The sequence below is a fragment of the Lysinibacillus alkalisoli genome (genome assembly GCF_014643595.1).
Lineage (GTDB): Bacteria > Bacillota > Bacilli > Bacillales_A > Planococcaceae > Metalysinibacillus > Metalysinibacillus alkalisoli.
This window is the reverse complement of sequence record NZ_BMJT01000013.1, coordinates 1-15211: the sequence shown is the minus strand read 5'-3', so window position 1 is coordinate 15211 and position 15211 is coordinate 1. Positions and strand designations below refer to the sequence as shown.

Below are 15211 nucleotides of genomic sequence, written 5' to 3'. Positions count from 1 at the left end.
ATTTCAAGTTAAACATAAAAAAGAGTGAAGGACAAAACCTAGTTTCAGATGTTCTTTCGTCACTACAGAAATCGTAGCTATACATCTTTCGCTAAATTATTGTTTTCACTCTTTCCAACCATATATTACTATTTGTTATTTCGCTTGAAATGGTTTTTCGTCTGGATAGAGACGACCAAGCATTTTATCATATGTGTCATTACCGTAGTCAAAGCAGCGACGCACGCGAGAGATTGTTGCGGTAGAAGCACCTGTCTCTTTTTTTATTGTCTCGTATGTTTTCTTTAATCGCAATAAATGTGCCACTTCAAATCGCTGTGCTAATGATTGAATCTCGCTAATTGTACATAAATCATCAAAAAATTCATAGCATTCTTCCAAGTCCTTTAATTCAAGTACCGCCTTAAATAATTGGTCTGTTTGATGCCCTCTAATTTTTTCGATTTGCATGCTTTATTCCTCCATTAAGCTTTAATAATTCGTTACTGTATTTGTCATGCCAGGTACTGTTGGAATAATGTCAATCCACGTCTTACCTGGCACTAATTTCACAACGTCCCCATTTTCTTCAACAGGGATTGGCAATCCACCTTTAGACTGCCACTTTACCTCTCTCATCTCACCATTTTGATAAATGCGTGCATTACCACCGATTAATAAATCAATCGCTTGGCGATCTTTTTCATCTATCGATTGATGTGGTGCTTCGATAATAATAATATTATGAATTTCTACAGGTTTATTTGTTAATAAATCTGTCGTGTCATATCCATTAGAAGAACGAATATAATTCGAATCCTCATGATTATAGGTAAAGCTGCTATTAAATGGCACACCGCCATTAAAATTTAGCGCAAAGTTTTCAACAGAGATGCCTTCTTTTATTGCTTCATCTTTTTTATAAAAACGATAAGGGCTCGTTGTAGACATTTCTAGACTGGTGTTTGTTAAATCTGCAGCTTCCGTAATAGATGCTTCACTAATATAAGAATTATGTGGTGCTACTCTTTCACTAGAGCGTCTAAATAATGTGCCATCATGGTCCATACCATTAATATTATCTACCACATTTGCCCCTAACAATTGTTTAGCCTCAGGACTATAGCCATGAGCGATATAAAAAGCGTCGTAACCTTTGGCAATGTCAATAAAATACTTTCTTGCGCTACGTATTGGCCCTACTTCTGTTGGCATTTCACTTTGAAACAAAGCAAGTAGCCTAGTCGTATTGCCCTCTGCTAACATTTCATAAATCATATCTGCTGAAGCCAGACCAGTTTGTGGCCTTGCCTCAACTTGATTATTAATCGTAGCAAGTATTGGGCGCATTGACGAGATTTGTTTCATCTCCCCTGTGAAAGGTGTTTGCGCTTCTTTTTGCTGTACTTTCTGTGTTACCTTTTTTGTTGGTTGTTGCTCTGTATCATTATTGGCACAACCTGTGACTAGCAAAGCTGCTCCTAATGCGAGCGTTGCTACTATTTTTCTCTTAGTCAACGCGAAACGCTCCTCATCTCATGACAGCTGGTAATAAAACTTTATCCTTCATCACATCATAAATCCCCTTCTGTGTTACACGCACATAAGGTAAATGTATGGACATAAGGAACAATAAGGAATAGATAGCATCTCCTTTATTATAACCACGTGCTGCCAACGCTTCTTTTAATATTTTTTCTGATGCAATAATTTCTGTAACGGATACTGTTGAAAACGAGCCATCTACATCTAATGCTAATGATGCAATCACTTTATTGTTTTCAACGAGTACATAGCCACCTTTAATACGTTTGAGTTCATTAAATGCATGCATCATGTCCTTTATTGTTTTACCAATGATAATAATATCACCTGTATTGGAATAGGAAGATGCAAAGCCTTTAACTTTATTGGCAAAGCCTTTTAACACTGTATTTACACGCCATTTACCATCTCTGCTCAGTAAAATCAAATAACTCTCATCATGTGTTAAGGATAAGTCTTGGTCTGTCGCAATTTGTACACGATACGGCTTGGTAATTACATCATTCACCATATCAATACCTACTGGTGTAGAAAATTGAAAGTCATCCGTTGTTAAATTAAAAGACAAATTCATTTCACCAAATTCTTGATAAGCAAAGTTACAATCGTATGTTTGCTCGTTGTCTCGTTTTAACCAAACACCTTTAGATAAAACGCTTTCAGGAGTTGGCGAAAACTCATCTGTTAAAATATTTAACGTTGCATAACGTCCAATAGCAATAAGGCCATGTAAATTTGTCATATCATAGTAACGAGCAATATTATAGGAGGCCATTGCATAAGCATCAATTGGTGTGACACCTTCATCTAAGGCAATTTTAATACACGCATCCATAATTCCTTCTTCATAAAAAGCAGGAGTTGAACCGTCTGTTGTCATCATTAAATGGTCAAAAACAGGTAAGTTTTTTTCTATTATGCCACGCAATAAAACAGGTAAATCAGGTCGGATCGAAGAGTAACGCAATGTCACACCATAACCTTGTAATAAACGCGCTTCCACTTCATCTGCTGTCATTGACTCATGATCACCATCTGCACCAAATAGTTTCATCCGTGCTAATGTCCGTGACGAACTGCCTGGTAAATGCGCTTCAATTTTTTTATGCATGCGTTTAGCCATTTGAATGCGTGCCAACATATTATCATCACCACGTACGAGACGTGTCCAGCCTGTTAATTCACCGCCAAGTAACACATCATCTCGAGATAACCAATCAATAAGACGTGTACTCGAAAAAACTTCTTCTTCATTGATTAGCTCTGTTTGTGAATCAAATCTAGTCCACCAATAAAATGAAAATGGCAGTGCTTTTAAACGATCTAAAATGGCAAATGATTCTTCATTTTTCAACCCTAAGAAAAAGGGTAAATTATCGGATAAAAATGTTGTTGTACCCGTTTGTGCTGCAAACATTGCAAAATTAGCTGGACCATAAACCTGAAATGGGTGTACATGCGGTTCGATATAACCTGGTACAATTGTTTTACCCGCACAATCTACAATTTCAACCGCTTGTAGATCTGTAGGCATTTTATCACCAATATAGACAATACGGTCTTCATGCACCCATATGTTACCCTCTAACCATGTTTTTAAGACACTATGTAAATAGCGTGCATTTTTCAACACAAGTGTAGGTGCTATCTTGCCATCCACTACACCAACTTGTTTACGTATTTGTTCAATTTTCCAAGCAGGTGCTACCATGCCTATTCCTCCTCACTAACTTTGTAGCGATTCGCTCTTACTACGATGAATGAAATAGCTCACCTCTATCGTAGCACAACGCTTTCACAATACAAAGTATTAAAGTGTTAAATTACTTCAAGCTCTTATAACTATATTCTATACATTATCGAGCAAATATTGTACTATTAAACAATTTTTTATTTTCTCATTGATGATTATATTTCATGGTATGTCATTCTATACCCTGATTGCTTTATGTTCAATAAACTATACGTTATAAACTTACATGTTGTGTCACGATATAAACAATTGTCATATTTTTTTCATAAAATAATAAGAAAAAAGTAAAGATCAAAGTCAAAACGACCTTGTCTTTACTTTTTTATCTCTTATTGGAATGTTCGCCAACCAATATCTTTGCGATAGAAGAAGTTGTCCCATGTATGTTGTGCAATACCTTGATAAACTTTTTCTTGAGCCGTTTTTAAGTCTTTTGCTTTAGCGGCCACTAGTAACACACGTCCACCATTCCCAACAAATTGTCCGTTAACTTGTTTCGTGCCTGCATGGTAAACTGCATACTCTTGAGATAGGGATGTTAAGTCTGGTAAAACTTTACCGTTCTCTACAGTGTTAGGATAGCCTTCTGAGGCAATTACAACACCTAACATCGCCTCCTCTGACCAAGTCAGATCAAATGGCTCCTCATTCATTAAAGCCATCATAAAGGCCCCAAAATCGGAAGTCATTCGTGGCAGTACCACTTGTGTTTCAGGGTCGCCAAATCGTGCATTGAACTCAATCACTTTAGGCCCCTGCTTTGTTAAAATAAGCCCTGCATATAAAATACCTGTAAATGAAGTATTTTCGTCTTCCATTGCTTGTACAGTTGGTTCTACAACTGTGCGATAGGCTTCGTCTATTACAGCTTGTGAAATTTGTGGCACTGGGGAATAAGCTCCCATACCTCCTGTGTTAGGACCAGTATCACCATCATAAGCACGCTTGTGATCTTGAGCAATTACCATAGGATAAATTTGTCCTTTATGTACAAATGACATAAATGAAAATTCTTCTCCGTCTAAAAATTCTTCAATGACAACACGTGATGAGGAGTCACCAAAACGTTGGTTGCCAATCATGTCTTCTACAGCTGCTATTGCTTCCTCTTCTGTCATGGCTACAATAACACCTTTACCAGCGGCTAAACCATCTGCTTTAATTACAATAGGTGCACCTTGCTGTTTAATATACGCAACAGCCTGAGCTACCTCTGTAAAAGTTTCATAGGCTGCTGTTGGAATATGATATTTCTTCATAATATCTTTTGCAAAAGATTTACTGCCTTCTAATTGTGCCGCTTTTTTATTTGGTCCAAAAATACGTAATCCTGCTTCTTCAAAAGCATCTACAATACCTTCTGTCAAAGGTTGTTCAGGACCCACAAAAGTTAAATCAATTGCATGCTCTTTTGCAAATTGAATTAATGTTATAAAATCGGATGCGGCAATATTTACAAGAGTAGCATCTTGTGCCATACCATCATTGCCTGGTGCCACAAAAACTTGGTTCACTGAAGGTGCTTGAGCAAATTGCTTTGCAATTGCATGCTCACGACCTCCACCACCAATAACAAGTACTTTCATGATTAAACCTCCCACAAATTCTTTATAGTAATGGTTTGAACGTTCCCCTTAATTATCTCTTATTAATGTTTGAAGTGACGTACACCTGTGAATACCATCGCAATATTATACTGATTTGCCATGTCAATGGACTCTTGATCTTTAATTGAACCACCAGGTTGAATGATTGCCGTAATCCCTGCTTTTGCAGCTGCCTCTACGGTATCACTCATTGGGAAGAAGGCATCTGAAGCTAACGTTGCACCCTGCGCTTTTTCACCCGCTTGTTCAAAAGCAATTTTTGCAGCGCCAACTCGGTTCATTTGACCAGCACCAACGCCTAATGTCATACGTGCATCAGAGACAACAATTGCATTAGATTTCACGTGTTTTACAACGGCCCAACCTAACTTTAATGCTTCCCATTCTGCTTCTGTAGGCTCACGGTCTGTAGCTACTTTAATATCAGCCTCAGCAAAACCATAACGATCTGGCTCTTGTACTAATAATCCACCTTCAACTGAGACAACATTAAATGCATCTTGTTTTTCTTGAGCAAATGAAATCGTTAATAAACGAATATTTTTTTTCTTCGTTAAAATAGCTAATGCCTCTTCAGTGAAGGAAGGCGCAATAATAATCTCTAAAAAGATCTCGCTTAATTTTTGTGCAGTTGCTACATCCACCTCTTGATTAAGGGCTATAATACCCCCAAAAATAGAAGTTGGATCCGCCTCATAAGCTTTATCAAATGCTTCCTCAATTGTCATGCCCGTCCCTACACCACAAGGGTTCATATGTTTAACAGCAACGGCTGCTGGCATTTCAAACTCTTTGACAATTTGTAGAGCTGCATTGCCATCTTGAATATTATTATAAGACAATTCTTTACCATGGATTTGATGAGCAGCAGCTAAAGAAAAATCAGAACCTAAACGCTTTTGATAAAATGCCGCTTTTTGGTGAGGATTTTCTCCGTAGCGTAAGTGCTGTTTTAATTCATAAGTGACCGTTAAATTCTCTGGATACATATCACCTGTTGCTTCTGTTAAATAATTTGAGATATAAGAGTCATACGCTGCTGTATGGCGGAAAACTTTAGCCGCTAATTTGCGACGTGTTGCTAAAGTTGTCGTACCCTCAGCCTGTAATTCACTTAGGACAGTTGCATAGTCATTATGATCCACTACTACAGTGACATATTGATGATTTTTAGCTGATGCACGCAGCATAGCTGGACCACCGATGTCAATATTCTCAATCGCATCTTCCATTGTGACTTCTGGCTTTGATATTGTCTCAACAAAGGGATATAAATTAACACATACTACTTGAATAGGCTCAATACCGTGCTCATTCATTTGTGCCACATGATCTGCATCATCATGTTTTGCTAATAATCCACCATGAATCATAGGATTTAATGTTTTGACACGTCCACCTAAAATTTCTGGGAAATTCGTTACTTGGTCTACTGGTGTAACGGCTACACCACTATCTTGTAATAATTGATTTGTACCACCTGTTGATAATACTTCATAACCTAGTGCAACAAGCTCTCTTGCAAATTCCACTACGCCCTCTTTATTTGATACACTGATTAACGCACGTTTCGCCACGTCGTTATTCCTCCTTATAAATACATTTCTGTGATTTGAATAAAAAACCGGCACATTGTCCGGTTTTACATGTTAAAAATACGATTTAATGCTGCTGTATATAATTCGTGCTCCACACGATGAATCGCAAGTTCGGTTGCTTCTTTATCGCCTTCAATAATGTTGACCGCTTGCTGTGCAATAATAGGGCCTGTGTCCATACCTTCATCTACATAATGAACTGTTACGCCCGTTACTTTTACACCATGTTGAAAAGCTTGACCAATAGCATCTTTACCTGGGAAGGATGGCAGTAAGGACGGATGAATATTAATGATTCGCTTAGGATAAGCCTGTAATAATGTTGGGCCAATCAAACGCATATATCCCGCTAAAATCAACCATTCCACACCTAAAGCTTTTAATACCTCTGCGATTTTCTCTTCATAAGCTTCCTTTGTATCAAACGTTTTTGGTGATAATGCCACTACTTTAATATTAGCTTTTTCAGCGCGTTGTACAACGTATGCGTTAGGCTGGTCTGTTATCACCACAGCGATAGTAGCATCTAACCGACCCTCTTTTATTGCTTCATGTAACGCTTGAAAGTTGCTTCCACTACCTGAAGCAAATATTGCGATTTGGGCTGTCATTATTGCAAACTCCCATCATGTTCGCCAATAAAAGCAATTGTCTCACCATCAACAACACGGCCAATGGTATATGCTTTTTCACCATGTTGTTCCGCAATGGCTAACACTTGGTCAGCATCTTTTGCTGGCACCGCAATAACAAAACCAATGCCCATATTAAAGACATTATATAAGTCTTTATCTTGAAGCGCGCCTTTATCTTTTAACAATTCAAAGATCGGTAATACTGGCCATGCACCTAAATTAACCTCTACTGTTAACCCTTCAGGCATCATTCTTGGCAAATTCTCATAAAAACCGCCACCTGTAATATGAGCCATACCATGTACATCTACTTCACGTAAAATAGCTAATACAGGTTTAGCATATAATTTAGTTGGCTCTAGTAAAGCCTCACCAATAGGGCCTAATGTTTCATAACCTTCTATAACTTGGTCGACTTTATAGCCGTTATTATCAAAGATAATTTTTCGTACTAGTGAATAACCATTAGAGTGTACGCCACTTGAAGCAAGACCGATTAAAACATCTCCTGTTTGAATCTTTTCACCTGTTACAATATTTTCTTTTTCTGTAGCACCAACAGCAAAACCAGCTAGATCATATTCATCTTCTTCATATAGCCCTGGCATTTCGGCAGTTTCTCCACCAATTAACGCAGCACCTGATTGCACACAACCATCTGCTACACCTTTAACAATTTGCTCAATTTTAGCAGGTTCTGCTTTACCTAAAGCAACATAGTCTAAAAAGTATAAAGGCTCTGCACCTTGGGCTACGATATCATTGACACACATCGCTACACAGTCAATGCCAATGGTATCGTGTTTATCAACCATGAAAGCTAATTTTAATTTTGTTCCTACACCATCTGTGCCTGAAATTAATACAGGTTCTTTTAAATGCAATTGAGATAAGTCAAACATACCACCAAATCCACCAAACGTACCCATAATTCCTTTACGTGCTGTACGTTCTACATGTGATTTCATACGCTTTACTGCCTCATAACCTGCTTCTATATTTACGCCTGCTTGTTCATATGCCTTTGACACGTAAAACTGCCTCCTTAACGTAACAATTCTTTTTCATGTGGTAAAATCGTATCTGGGAAAATCTCTGTCGGATAGTCTTTTGTAAAGCATGCCATACATAAACCACCATTATCATCCTCATACTCACGACCAATAGAGTCTACCGTACCTTCTACTGATAAAAAAGTTAAGGAGTCTGCCCCAATTTTTTCACGAATTTCTTCCACTGTATTACTTGATGCAATAAGCTCTTCATGTGTAGAAGTATCAATGCCATAATAGCAAGGGTCAGTCATTGGTGGCGAACTAATCACAACATGCACCTCTGCTGCTCCTGCTTCTTTTAACATCGTTACAATTCTACGAGATGTAGTACCACGTACAATTGAATCATCAACCATAACCACACGCTTTCCTTTTACTACTTGCACTACAGGCGATAACTTCATTTTTACGCCACGTTCTCTTAATTCTTGTGTAGGTTGAATAAATGTACGCCCTACATATCGGTTTTTAATTAAACCTAACTCATAGGGGATGCCACTTTCTTCTGCAAAACCAATGGCAGCTGAAATACTAGAATCTGGCACACCAGTTACAACATCTGCTTCAATATGAGCACATTCTCTAGCTAGTCTTTTACCCATACGTTTGCGTGCCATATGCACATTAATGCCATCAATATTAGAGTCTGGACGTGCTAAATAGACGTACTCCATCGTACACATTGCACGTTTTGTCACGTCTGCAAATTTTTCAGAAGTCATACCATTGTTATCAATAACTACTAGCTCTCCTGGCTCGACTTCTCTTATATATTCCGCACCAATAAGGTCAAATGCGCAAGTTTCTGATGCCACAACGTAACTATCACCTAAACGACCTAATGATAAGGGGCGTAAACCATGTGGGTCACGTGCCACTAACATCTCATCTTTAGTTAAAATGAGTAGTGAGTAGGCACCTTTTAATAAGGTTAAAGCATTTTTTACTTTTGCACGAAATGGCGAATGTGTGCTTTTTTTAATTAAGTGCGCCAATACCTCTGCATCAGAGCTTGTATGAAAAATACTACCTTGTCGTTCTAAATATTGTTTTAAATGGCTCGCATTTACGATATTACCATTTTGGGCAATTGATAGGCTACCTGTGGACGAATGAAATAATAAAGGTTGTACCCCTTCAATACCAGATACACCGCCATCTGTTGAATAACGTGCATGTGCAATTGCTCGGTCACCAACGATTGAACGTAACTTCTCTTCATTAAAGACATCATTAACAAGCCCCTCGCCCTTTACAGCGCGAAGATGCTTACCGTCTGAAACAACAATACCTGCACCTTCTTGACCACGATGTTGAAGGGCATGTAAGCCATAATAGCTTAAGTGAGCGGCATTTGGGTTTCCCCAAATACCAAACACTCCACACTCTTCATTTAGGCCTCTTATTTCAGCAAGCATGCAATAGCCCCTTTCCAAGCATCACGGAACTCAGATGTAGTACCTTGAATAAGTACACCATTTTCTCCGTTAATTGTAATCGTACTCTTTGTTACGACACCAACTTTTTTAGCATCTGTTACGATTGCTTCAAATGCTTGTACATTTTCCTCAGCCACAGTTAGTACAAATCGAGATTGTGTTTCACTAAATAAAGCCGTTACTGCTTCACCTGTAAGCGTTACATCTAAACCAAGTTCATTACCAAATACAGCTTCACAAAGTGCTACAGCTAAGCCACCTTCTGATACGTCAGAAGCTGATTGTACTAAGCCTTTACGAATTGCAGCCAATACATCTTGTTGACGTTTAGCCTCTACAGCTAAATCTAATGCTGGCGCTTTACCTGCAATTTTACCTTCTAACATTTGTTGAAGCTCACTACCGCCAAATTCTGTTTGTGCTTCACCTACTACATACACTACATCACCTGCTTGTTTTGCATCCGATGTTACAACATGATTTAAGTCTTGGATTAAACCAACCATACCTAATGTTGGTGTTGGGTAAATAGGTTTACCATTCACTTCATTGGATAGCGATACGTTACCACTAATAATTGGTGCATTCAGTGCTACACATGCTTCTGAGATACCGTCTGCTGATTTTTCTAGTTGCCAAAACACTTCAGGTTTGTCAGGGCTACCAAAGTTTAAGCAGTCTGTAACAGCAATTGGCTCTGCGCCGGAACAAATTAAATTACGAGCTGCTTCTGCTACTGCAATTTTACCGCCTGTTTCTGGGTCAAGGTATACATAACGCGAGTTACAATCTGATGTCATTGCTAAGCCTTTGTTTGTACCTGCTACACGAATGACACCTGCTGATGAACCTGGTGCGACTACTGTATTAGCACGCGCCTGCGTATCAAATTGATTATAAATCCATTCCTTAGAAGCAATCGTAGGGCGTTTAAGTAACGCAACTAATGTTTCTTTATAATCTGTTACTTGTGGTGCTTTATTTTCCATCGCTTGGAACTCAGCAAAGTAGGCTGGCTCTTGTGAAGGCTTGTTGTACACAGGGTTATCTTCTGCTAACGCATCTACCGATACCTCTGCTACTACTTCACCTTTGTGTAGTAAGCGTAATAATTTATCGTCTGTTACATGCCCTACCGCACAAGCTTCAATGCCATATTTATCAAAAATTGCGATGATTTCGTCTTCACTGCCTTTTTGCACAACGATTAACATACGCTCTTGTGATTCAGATAACATCATTTCGTAAGGTGTCATACCTTCCTCACGTTGTGGGATTAAGTCTAAGTTCATTTCAACACCGAAGCCTGCTTTTGCAGCCATCTCTGCTGATGATGAAGTTAAACCTGCTGCGCCCATATCTTGAATACCGATTAATGCATCGTGATGCACTAATTCTAGACAAGCTTCCATTAGGAGTTTCTCTAAATAAGGGTCACCTGCTTGCATAACTGGTAATTCATTGTTTTCTTCTACTGCTACTTCTGCTGAAGACATCGTAGCACCATTAATACCATCACGACCTGTTTTAGCACCTGCATATAATACAGTATTACCTACACCTGAAGCTAATCCTTTTTGCATGTCTTCATGGTTAAGTAACCCTACTGCCATTGCATTAACTAATGGACGCTTTGAGTAGCATTGGTCAAACTGTACCTCACCTGCAATCGTTGGTACACCAATGATGTTACCGTAGCTTGCCATACCTGCTACAGCTTCTTTTAATAAGAAGCGGTCACGTGGCTCTGTTAAATCACCAAGACGTAAGGAGTTAACTAATGCAACAGGACGAGCTCCCATCGAAAACACATCACGCAATACTCCACCTGCACCTGTTGCTGCACCAATAAATGGCTCAATTGCAGAAGGTGAGTTATGTGACTCCATTTTAAATACTGCTGCTTGATTATCACCAATATCTACAATACCTGCACCTTCACCCGGGCCTTGTAAAACACGTTCACCCTTTGTAGGGAAGCGACGTAAAACTGGTGTAGAACTTTTATATGAACAATGCTCAGACCACATGGCAGAGAATAAGCCGATTTCTGTATAGTTGGGAAGGCGACCATGCATTTGCACTGCTAAGTCGTATTCCTCTTCTGTCATACCTAACTGTAGATATAATTTTTCGTCTTTTACTTGTTGCGCTGTTGGTTCAAGCATTATTGTTCACTCCAATTTTTCAAAGTAGATTCAAAGAATGGTAGACCATCAATACCACCGATAATTTCTTCCACTGCACGCTCAGGTAATGGCATTACACCTAACACATTTCCTGCCTCGTTAACCACACCAGCAATGTTAGCTATGCTATTAAATGACTCATCTGTATATGTGAAGACAACTTGATTATTGTCTTGTAATTGTTGGGCTGTTTTTTCATCAATATAATAAGAACCAAATTGATGTGCATAAGGTAAAGCAATCACCACATTTTCGTCATAATGCGATGTAAACTTTGTATTTGTATTTACTTTGACATTCACTTTACCCGTTTCAAACTTTAATGACGGGTTCATTAAAAATGCGCCTGGTAACAAACCTAACTCTACTAACACATGAAACCCACTGCCGACACCTATTACTGGTTTACCTGTTTTTGCAAATGCCACGACTTGGTTAGCTAACGTTGTACTTTTGGCCAATGCACCTGGACGTAAATAATCACCAAATGTTGCGCCTGTAGGAATAATAATCCCATCATAGTTGCTAATATCTGCATCTTTATGCCAAACGATTTCAGATTCACCACCAACTACTGTTGATAATGCATGATGCATATCTACTTCACAACTTGTCCCTGGAAATGTTAAAATTGCGAATTTCATTGTATTACTCCCCCTCGATTTCAAAGCGGTAGTCTTCAATAACTTTGTTGATTAATAGTTCGTCACACATTTTTGTAACGTCTGCTTCAACTGTATTGCTTTCTACTTCTAGTTCGATTAGTTTACCAATACGAACATTTTTCACTGCGTCATGGCCCATTGAGTGAAGTGCCTCTTTTGCTGCGATTCCTTGTGGGTCAACAACACTTTCACGAAGTGTTACATATACATTTACTTTCGTCATTTTAATTTCCTCCTAAGAAATTGGATATGAATTATATTAACTGCGCTAGGCAGGTGTTACTTTGTCCAAATTGTTGATGCTTCTACTTCTTGCAAGGTTTTTTCGATATTTGTTGTCATGATTGTGACATGGCCCATTTTACGATTTTCTTTAGCCTCTGCTTTGCCATAAAAATGCACAGACCATTCAGGATATTTCGCCAATTCATTGCTTAAAGGCATTACATGTTGGCCCAAAACATTTACCATAACAGATGATTGCCATAACTGTGGTTTTCTTAATGGCCATCCACAAATCGCTCTAATATGTTGATGAAATTGCGATATATTACAAGCTTCGATAGAATAGTGGCCTGAATTATGAGGACGTGGTGCTAACTCATTAATTAAAATATCCCCGTCTTCTAATACAAACATTTCAACCGCTAATGTACCTACTAAGTCAATAGCATTAGCAATCTGCATAGCAGCTTGTTCTGCTTTCGCTAACGTACCTTCTGTCACACGAGCAGGTACGATAGTTTCATGTAAAATATGATTCACATGAATATTCTCGCCAACGGGTAAACAGTAACTCTCTCCTACACTGTTACGTTGTACGATTACAGAAATCTCTTTCACAAAAGGGATAAACGCTTCAGCGACACAAGTAGAGTGGGCAAATAAGCTTTCTGCTTTAGCCATGTCTGAGGCTGTTTTTACAATTTGTTGACCCTTGCCATCATAGCCACCTCTAGCCGTCTTTACAACGCAAGGAAAGCCCACATCATGAATATTTGCTACTAGCTCGTTATACGTCATTGCCTCAATATAAGGCGCTACTTTAACACCTGCATCTACCAATGTTCTTTTTTCTATAATACGGTCTTGTGTGATGCGCACAAGTTCTGGCCCTTGAGGCACATATGCCACTTGTGTTAATCGTTTAAGACCTTCATAATCAATATTTTCAAATTCAAATGTAATAACATCGCTAACTTCTGCTAACTCTTCTAGGGCTGTCTCATCATCATAATTCGCAACAATACGAATATCTGCAACTTGACCACATGGCGAATCCATAGTAGGTTCTAATACAGCGATTTTAAAACCACTCTCTTTAGCTGCTAAGGCCATCATTCGACCTAGTTGTCCCCCACCAATAATGCCAATCGTTTGCCCTGGATAAATCATTTTCGTCACAATAAGTCACCTGAGCTTTCTAATACTTGGTTCTTTGTTTTTTCTCGGCGTTGTTCTAAGCGCTCTGTGATATCTTGATCTGTTGTACTTAAAATTTGTGCTGCAAGCAATCCAGCGTTTGTTGCCCCTGCTTTACCAATAGCAACCGTAGCCACTGGCACACCTCCTGGCATTTGTACAATAGACAGTAAAGAATCTAAACCATTCAGAGCACGTGATTGCACAGGAACGCCAATGACAGGTAAAGTCGTTTTAGCAGCAACCATTCCTGGTAAATGAGCAGCCCCTCCTGCTCCAGCAATAATTACTTGAATTCCTCGTTCTCTAGCTTTCTCTGCATATTCAAACATTAAATCTGGTGTACGATGAGCTGAAACAACTTGTTTTTCATAAGGTACTTGCAACTCATCCAATACGTCACAAGCATGTTTCATTGTTTCCCAATCACTAGTACTGCCCATAATGACGCCAATCTTCGGTTTCATGAATAATTCGCTCCTTTGAACAATTAACGATACAATTTAAAAACCCTCAAATAATGAAGTCCATATACTGGAAATCATTACTTGAGGGCTCATACAATCAATAAAACACTCAAAAGATTTCCCGCATAGTCTAGCATTAAGGTGCTAGGTAGAGACTCCAAAGCCAATTCTTTAGATTATATGGGGTTAACTATTACTTCTCATATTTTATCAAGTGAATGTGTCATCGTCAATGAATTAAACGAACATTTTATTTACAGCTTTATAAAACGTTCGTCTTTGTAACAAAATAGTTTTATTTTTCGATTTTACGTACTTTAAATTTGATTTTTTGCTTCAAGACCTTTGGTTGACCGTCTACTAAGTGAAAGACAGGCTCTTCCTTTCTTGCTACTGGTTCATAACCTTCTTTCTCCATTCTTACTAAACATTCCTCTATTGTTTCACCTTCATTTACTTCATACCAGTTCATCGTACACCTCTTCTTAATTTTATTATATTGTCTTCTCTTTATCGGATCTCTTATACTTATTATATTATAGAAAGGTGGTTAAAATCTTGAAACCTACCATTGCTTTTTTTCTGACTACTATAACGTTATACGTATTTGGCACTCTTGTAGATTCAAAATTTTTTAGATTTCATTTAAACTTTGACTCTGCAGGTAACTTTTTTACAGAGATCACTTTCTTACCTATTATTATAGGTGCTCTTGTAGCTACAATTGTAAAAAATAAAACTAAAGTGACGTCATAATCATCTCTTCAAATCAAAAACCCCTGTTACGAAAATCGTAACAGGGGTTTTAACAAGTGCCTAGCAACGTTCTACTCTCGCAGGACCTACGTCCAACTACC

14 protein-coding genes and 1 riboswitch are annotated in these 15211 nt (G+C 38.5%); all 14 genes read right to left on the bottom strand.

Features of this window, described 5'->3' with window-relative positions; translation table 11 throughout:
* Nucleotides 1–135: 135 nt before the first annotated feature.
* The 14 genes from IEW44_RS14530 to IEW44_RS14465 all read right to left on the bottom strand — a co-directional run bounded on the left by IEW44_RS14530 (nucleotide 136) and on the right by IEW44_RS14465 (nucleotide 14826).
* Nucleotides 136–450, bottom strand: coding sequence for a YerC/YecD family TrpR-related protein (locus IEW44_RS14530; protein ID WP_188615790.1), 315 nt, complete (start codon nucleotides 448–450; stop codon nucleotides 136–138).
* Between the two features lie 21 nt (nucleotides 451–471).
* The gene (locus tag IEW44_RS14525; RefSeq protein WP_188615789.1) at nucleotides 472–1497 is read right to left on the bottom strand and encodes a DUF3048 domain-containing protein; all 1026 of its coding nucleotides are present in this window, start codon (nucleotides 1495–1497) and stop codon (nucleotides 472–474) included.
* A gap of 13 nt (nucleotides 1498–1510) precedes the next feature.
* Nucleotides 1511–3235 (bottom strand): adenine deaminase C-terminal domain-containing protein, encoded by a 1725-nt coding sequence (locus IEW44_RS14520; RefSeq protein WP_188615788.1) that lies wholly within the window; start codon nucleotides 3233–3235, stop codon nucleotides 1511–1513.
* A 371-nt stretch (nucleotides 3236–3606) separates the two neighbouring features.
* Nucleotides 3607–4863, bottom strand: coding sequence for a phosphoribosylamine--glycine ligase (gene purD, locus IEW44_RS14515; protein WP_188615787.1), 1257 nt, complete (start codon nucleotides 4861–4863; stop codon nucleotides 3607–3609).
* Between the two features lie 62 nt (nucleotides 4864–4925).
* Complete coding sequence (purH, locus tag IEW44_RS14510; RefSeq protein ID WP_188615786.1) at nucleotides 4926–6461, bottom strand: bifunctional phosphoribosylaminoimidazolecarboxamide formyltransferase/IMP cyclohydrolase; 1536 nt, start codon at nucleotides 6459–6461, stop codon at nucleotides 4926–4928.
* A gap of 65 nt (nucleotides 6462–6526) precedes the next feature.
* Complete coding sequence (gene purN / locus IEW44_RS14505; RefSeq protein ID WP_188615785.1) at nucleotides 6527–7093, bottom strand: phosphoribosylglycinamide formyltransferase; 567 nt, start codon at nucleotides 7091–7093, stop codon at nucleotides 6527–6529.
* A complete protein-coding gene (gene purM, locus IEW44_RS14500) occupies nucleotides 7093–8148 on the bottom strand; it encodes a phosphoribosylformylglycinamidine cyclo-ligase (protein ID WP_188615784.1) in 1056 nt (351 codons plus the stop codon). Before purM ends, purN begins: the two co-directional genes overlap by 1 nt.
* A 14-nt stretch (nucleotides 8149–8162) precedes the next feature.
* Nucleotides 8163–9590 (bottom strand): amidophosphoribosyltransferase, encoded by a 1428-nt coding sequence (gene purF / locus IEW44_RS14495; RefSeq protein ID WP_188615783.1) that lies wholly within the window; start codon nucleotides 9588–9590, stop codon nucleotides 8163–8165.
* Nucleotides 9575–11779, bottom strand: a complete 2205-nt coding sequence (purL, locus tag IEW44_RS14490) for a phosphoribosylformylglycinamidine synthase subunit PurL (protein WP_188615782.1) — start codon at nucleotides 11777–11779, stop codon at nucleotides 9575–9577. The genes purF and purL overlap by 16 nt, the downstream gene beginning before the upstream one ends.
* The gene (gene purQ / locus IEW44_RS14485; protein ID WP_188615781.1) at nucleotides 11779–12444 is read right to left on the bottom strand and encodes a phosphoribosylformylglycinamidine synthase subunit PurQ; all 666 of its coding nucleotides are present in this window, start codon (nucleotides 12442–12444) and stop codon (nucleotides 11779–11781) included. Before purQ ends, purL begins: the two co-directional genes overlap by 1 nt.
* Nucleotides 12445–12448: 4 nt before the next feature.
* Entirely contained in the window at nucleotides 12449–12688 is a 240-nt protein-coding gene (gene purS, locus IEW44_RS14480; RefSeq protein WP_188615780.1) for a phosphoribosylformylglycinamidine synthase subunit PurS, read from the bottom strand.
* A gap of 56 nt (nucleotides 12689–12744) precedes the next feature.
* Nucleotides 12745–13869, bottom strand: a complete 1125-nt coding sequence (gene purK, locus IEW44_RS14475; protein ID WP_188615779.1) for a 5-(carboxyamino)imidazole ribonucleotide synthase — start codon at nucleotides 13867–13869, stop codon at nucleotides 12745–12747.
* A complete protein-coding gene (purE, locus tag IEW44_RS14470) occupies nucleotides 13866–14354 on the bottom strand; it encodes a 5-(carboxyamino)imidazole ribonucleotide mutase (protein ID WP_188615778.1) in 489 nt (162 codons plus the stop codon). Before purE ends, purK begins: the two co-directional genes overlap by 4 nt.
* Before the next feature lie 106 nt (nucleotides 14355–14460).
* A riboswitch (purine riboswitch) is annotated at nucleotides 14461–14558 on the bottom strand.
* Nucleotides 14559–14649: 91 nt separating this feature from the next.
* On the bottom strand, nucleotides 14650–14826 hold the full coding sequence (locus tag IEW44_RS14465; protein ID WP_188615777.1) for an NETI motif-containing protein: 177 nt from the start codon (nucleotides 14824–14826) through the stop codon (nucleotides 14650–14652).
* Nucleotides 14827–15211: the final 385 nt, after the last annotated feature.

Excerpts from the sequence above, each read along its gene's own strand:
- IEW44_RS14520 (WP_188615788.1), bottom strand. The coding sequence starts at position 3,235 with ATGGTAGCACCTGCTTGGAAAATTGAACAAATACGTAAACAAGTTGGT.
- purF (WP_188615783.1), bottom strand. The coding sequence starts at position 9,590 with ATGCTTGCTGAAATAAGAGGCCTAAATGAAGAGTGTGGAGTGTTTGGT.
- IEW44_RS14530 (WP_188615790.1), bottom strand. The coding sequence starts at position 450 with ATGCAAATCGAAAAAATTAGAGGGCATCAAACAGACCAATTATTTAAG.
- purE (WP_188615778.1), bottom strand. The coding sequence starts at position 14,354 with ATGAAACCGAAGATTGGCGTCATTATGGGCAGTACTAGTGATTGGGAA.
- purN (WP_188615785.1), bottom strand. The coding sequence starts at position 7,093 with ATGACAGCCCAAATCGCAATATTTGCTTCAGGTAGTGGAAGCAACTTT.
- purD (WP_188615787.1), bottom strand. The coding sequence starts at position 4,863 with ATGAAAGTACTTGTTATTGGTGGTGGAGGTCGTGAGCATGCAATTGCA.
- purS (WP_188615780.1), bottom strand. The coding sequence starts at position 12,688 with ATGACGAAAGTAAATGTATATGTAACACTTCGTGAAAGTGTTGTTGAC.
- IEW44_RS14465 (WP_188615777.1), bottom strand. The coding sequence starts at position 14,826 with ATGAACTGGTATGAAGTAAATGAAGGTGAAACAATAGAGGAATGTTTA.
- purQ (WP_188615781.1), bottom strand. The coding sequence starts at position 12,444 with ATGAAATTCGCAATTTTAACATTTCCAGGGACAAGTTGTGAAGTAGAT.
- purL (WP_188615782.1), bottom strand. The coding sequence starts at position 11,779 with ATGCTTGAACCAACAGCGCAACAAGTAAAAGACGAAAAATTATATCTA.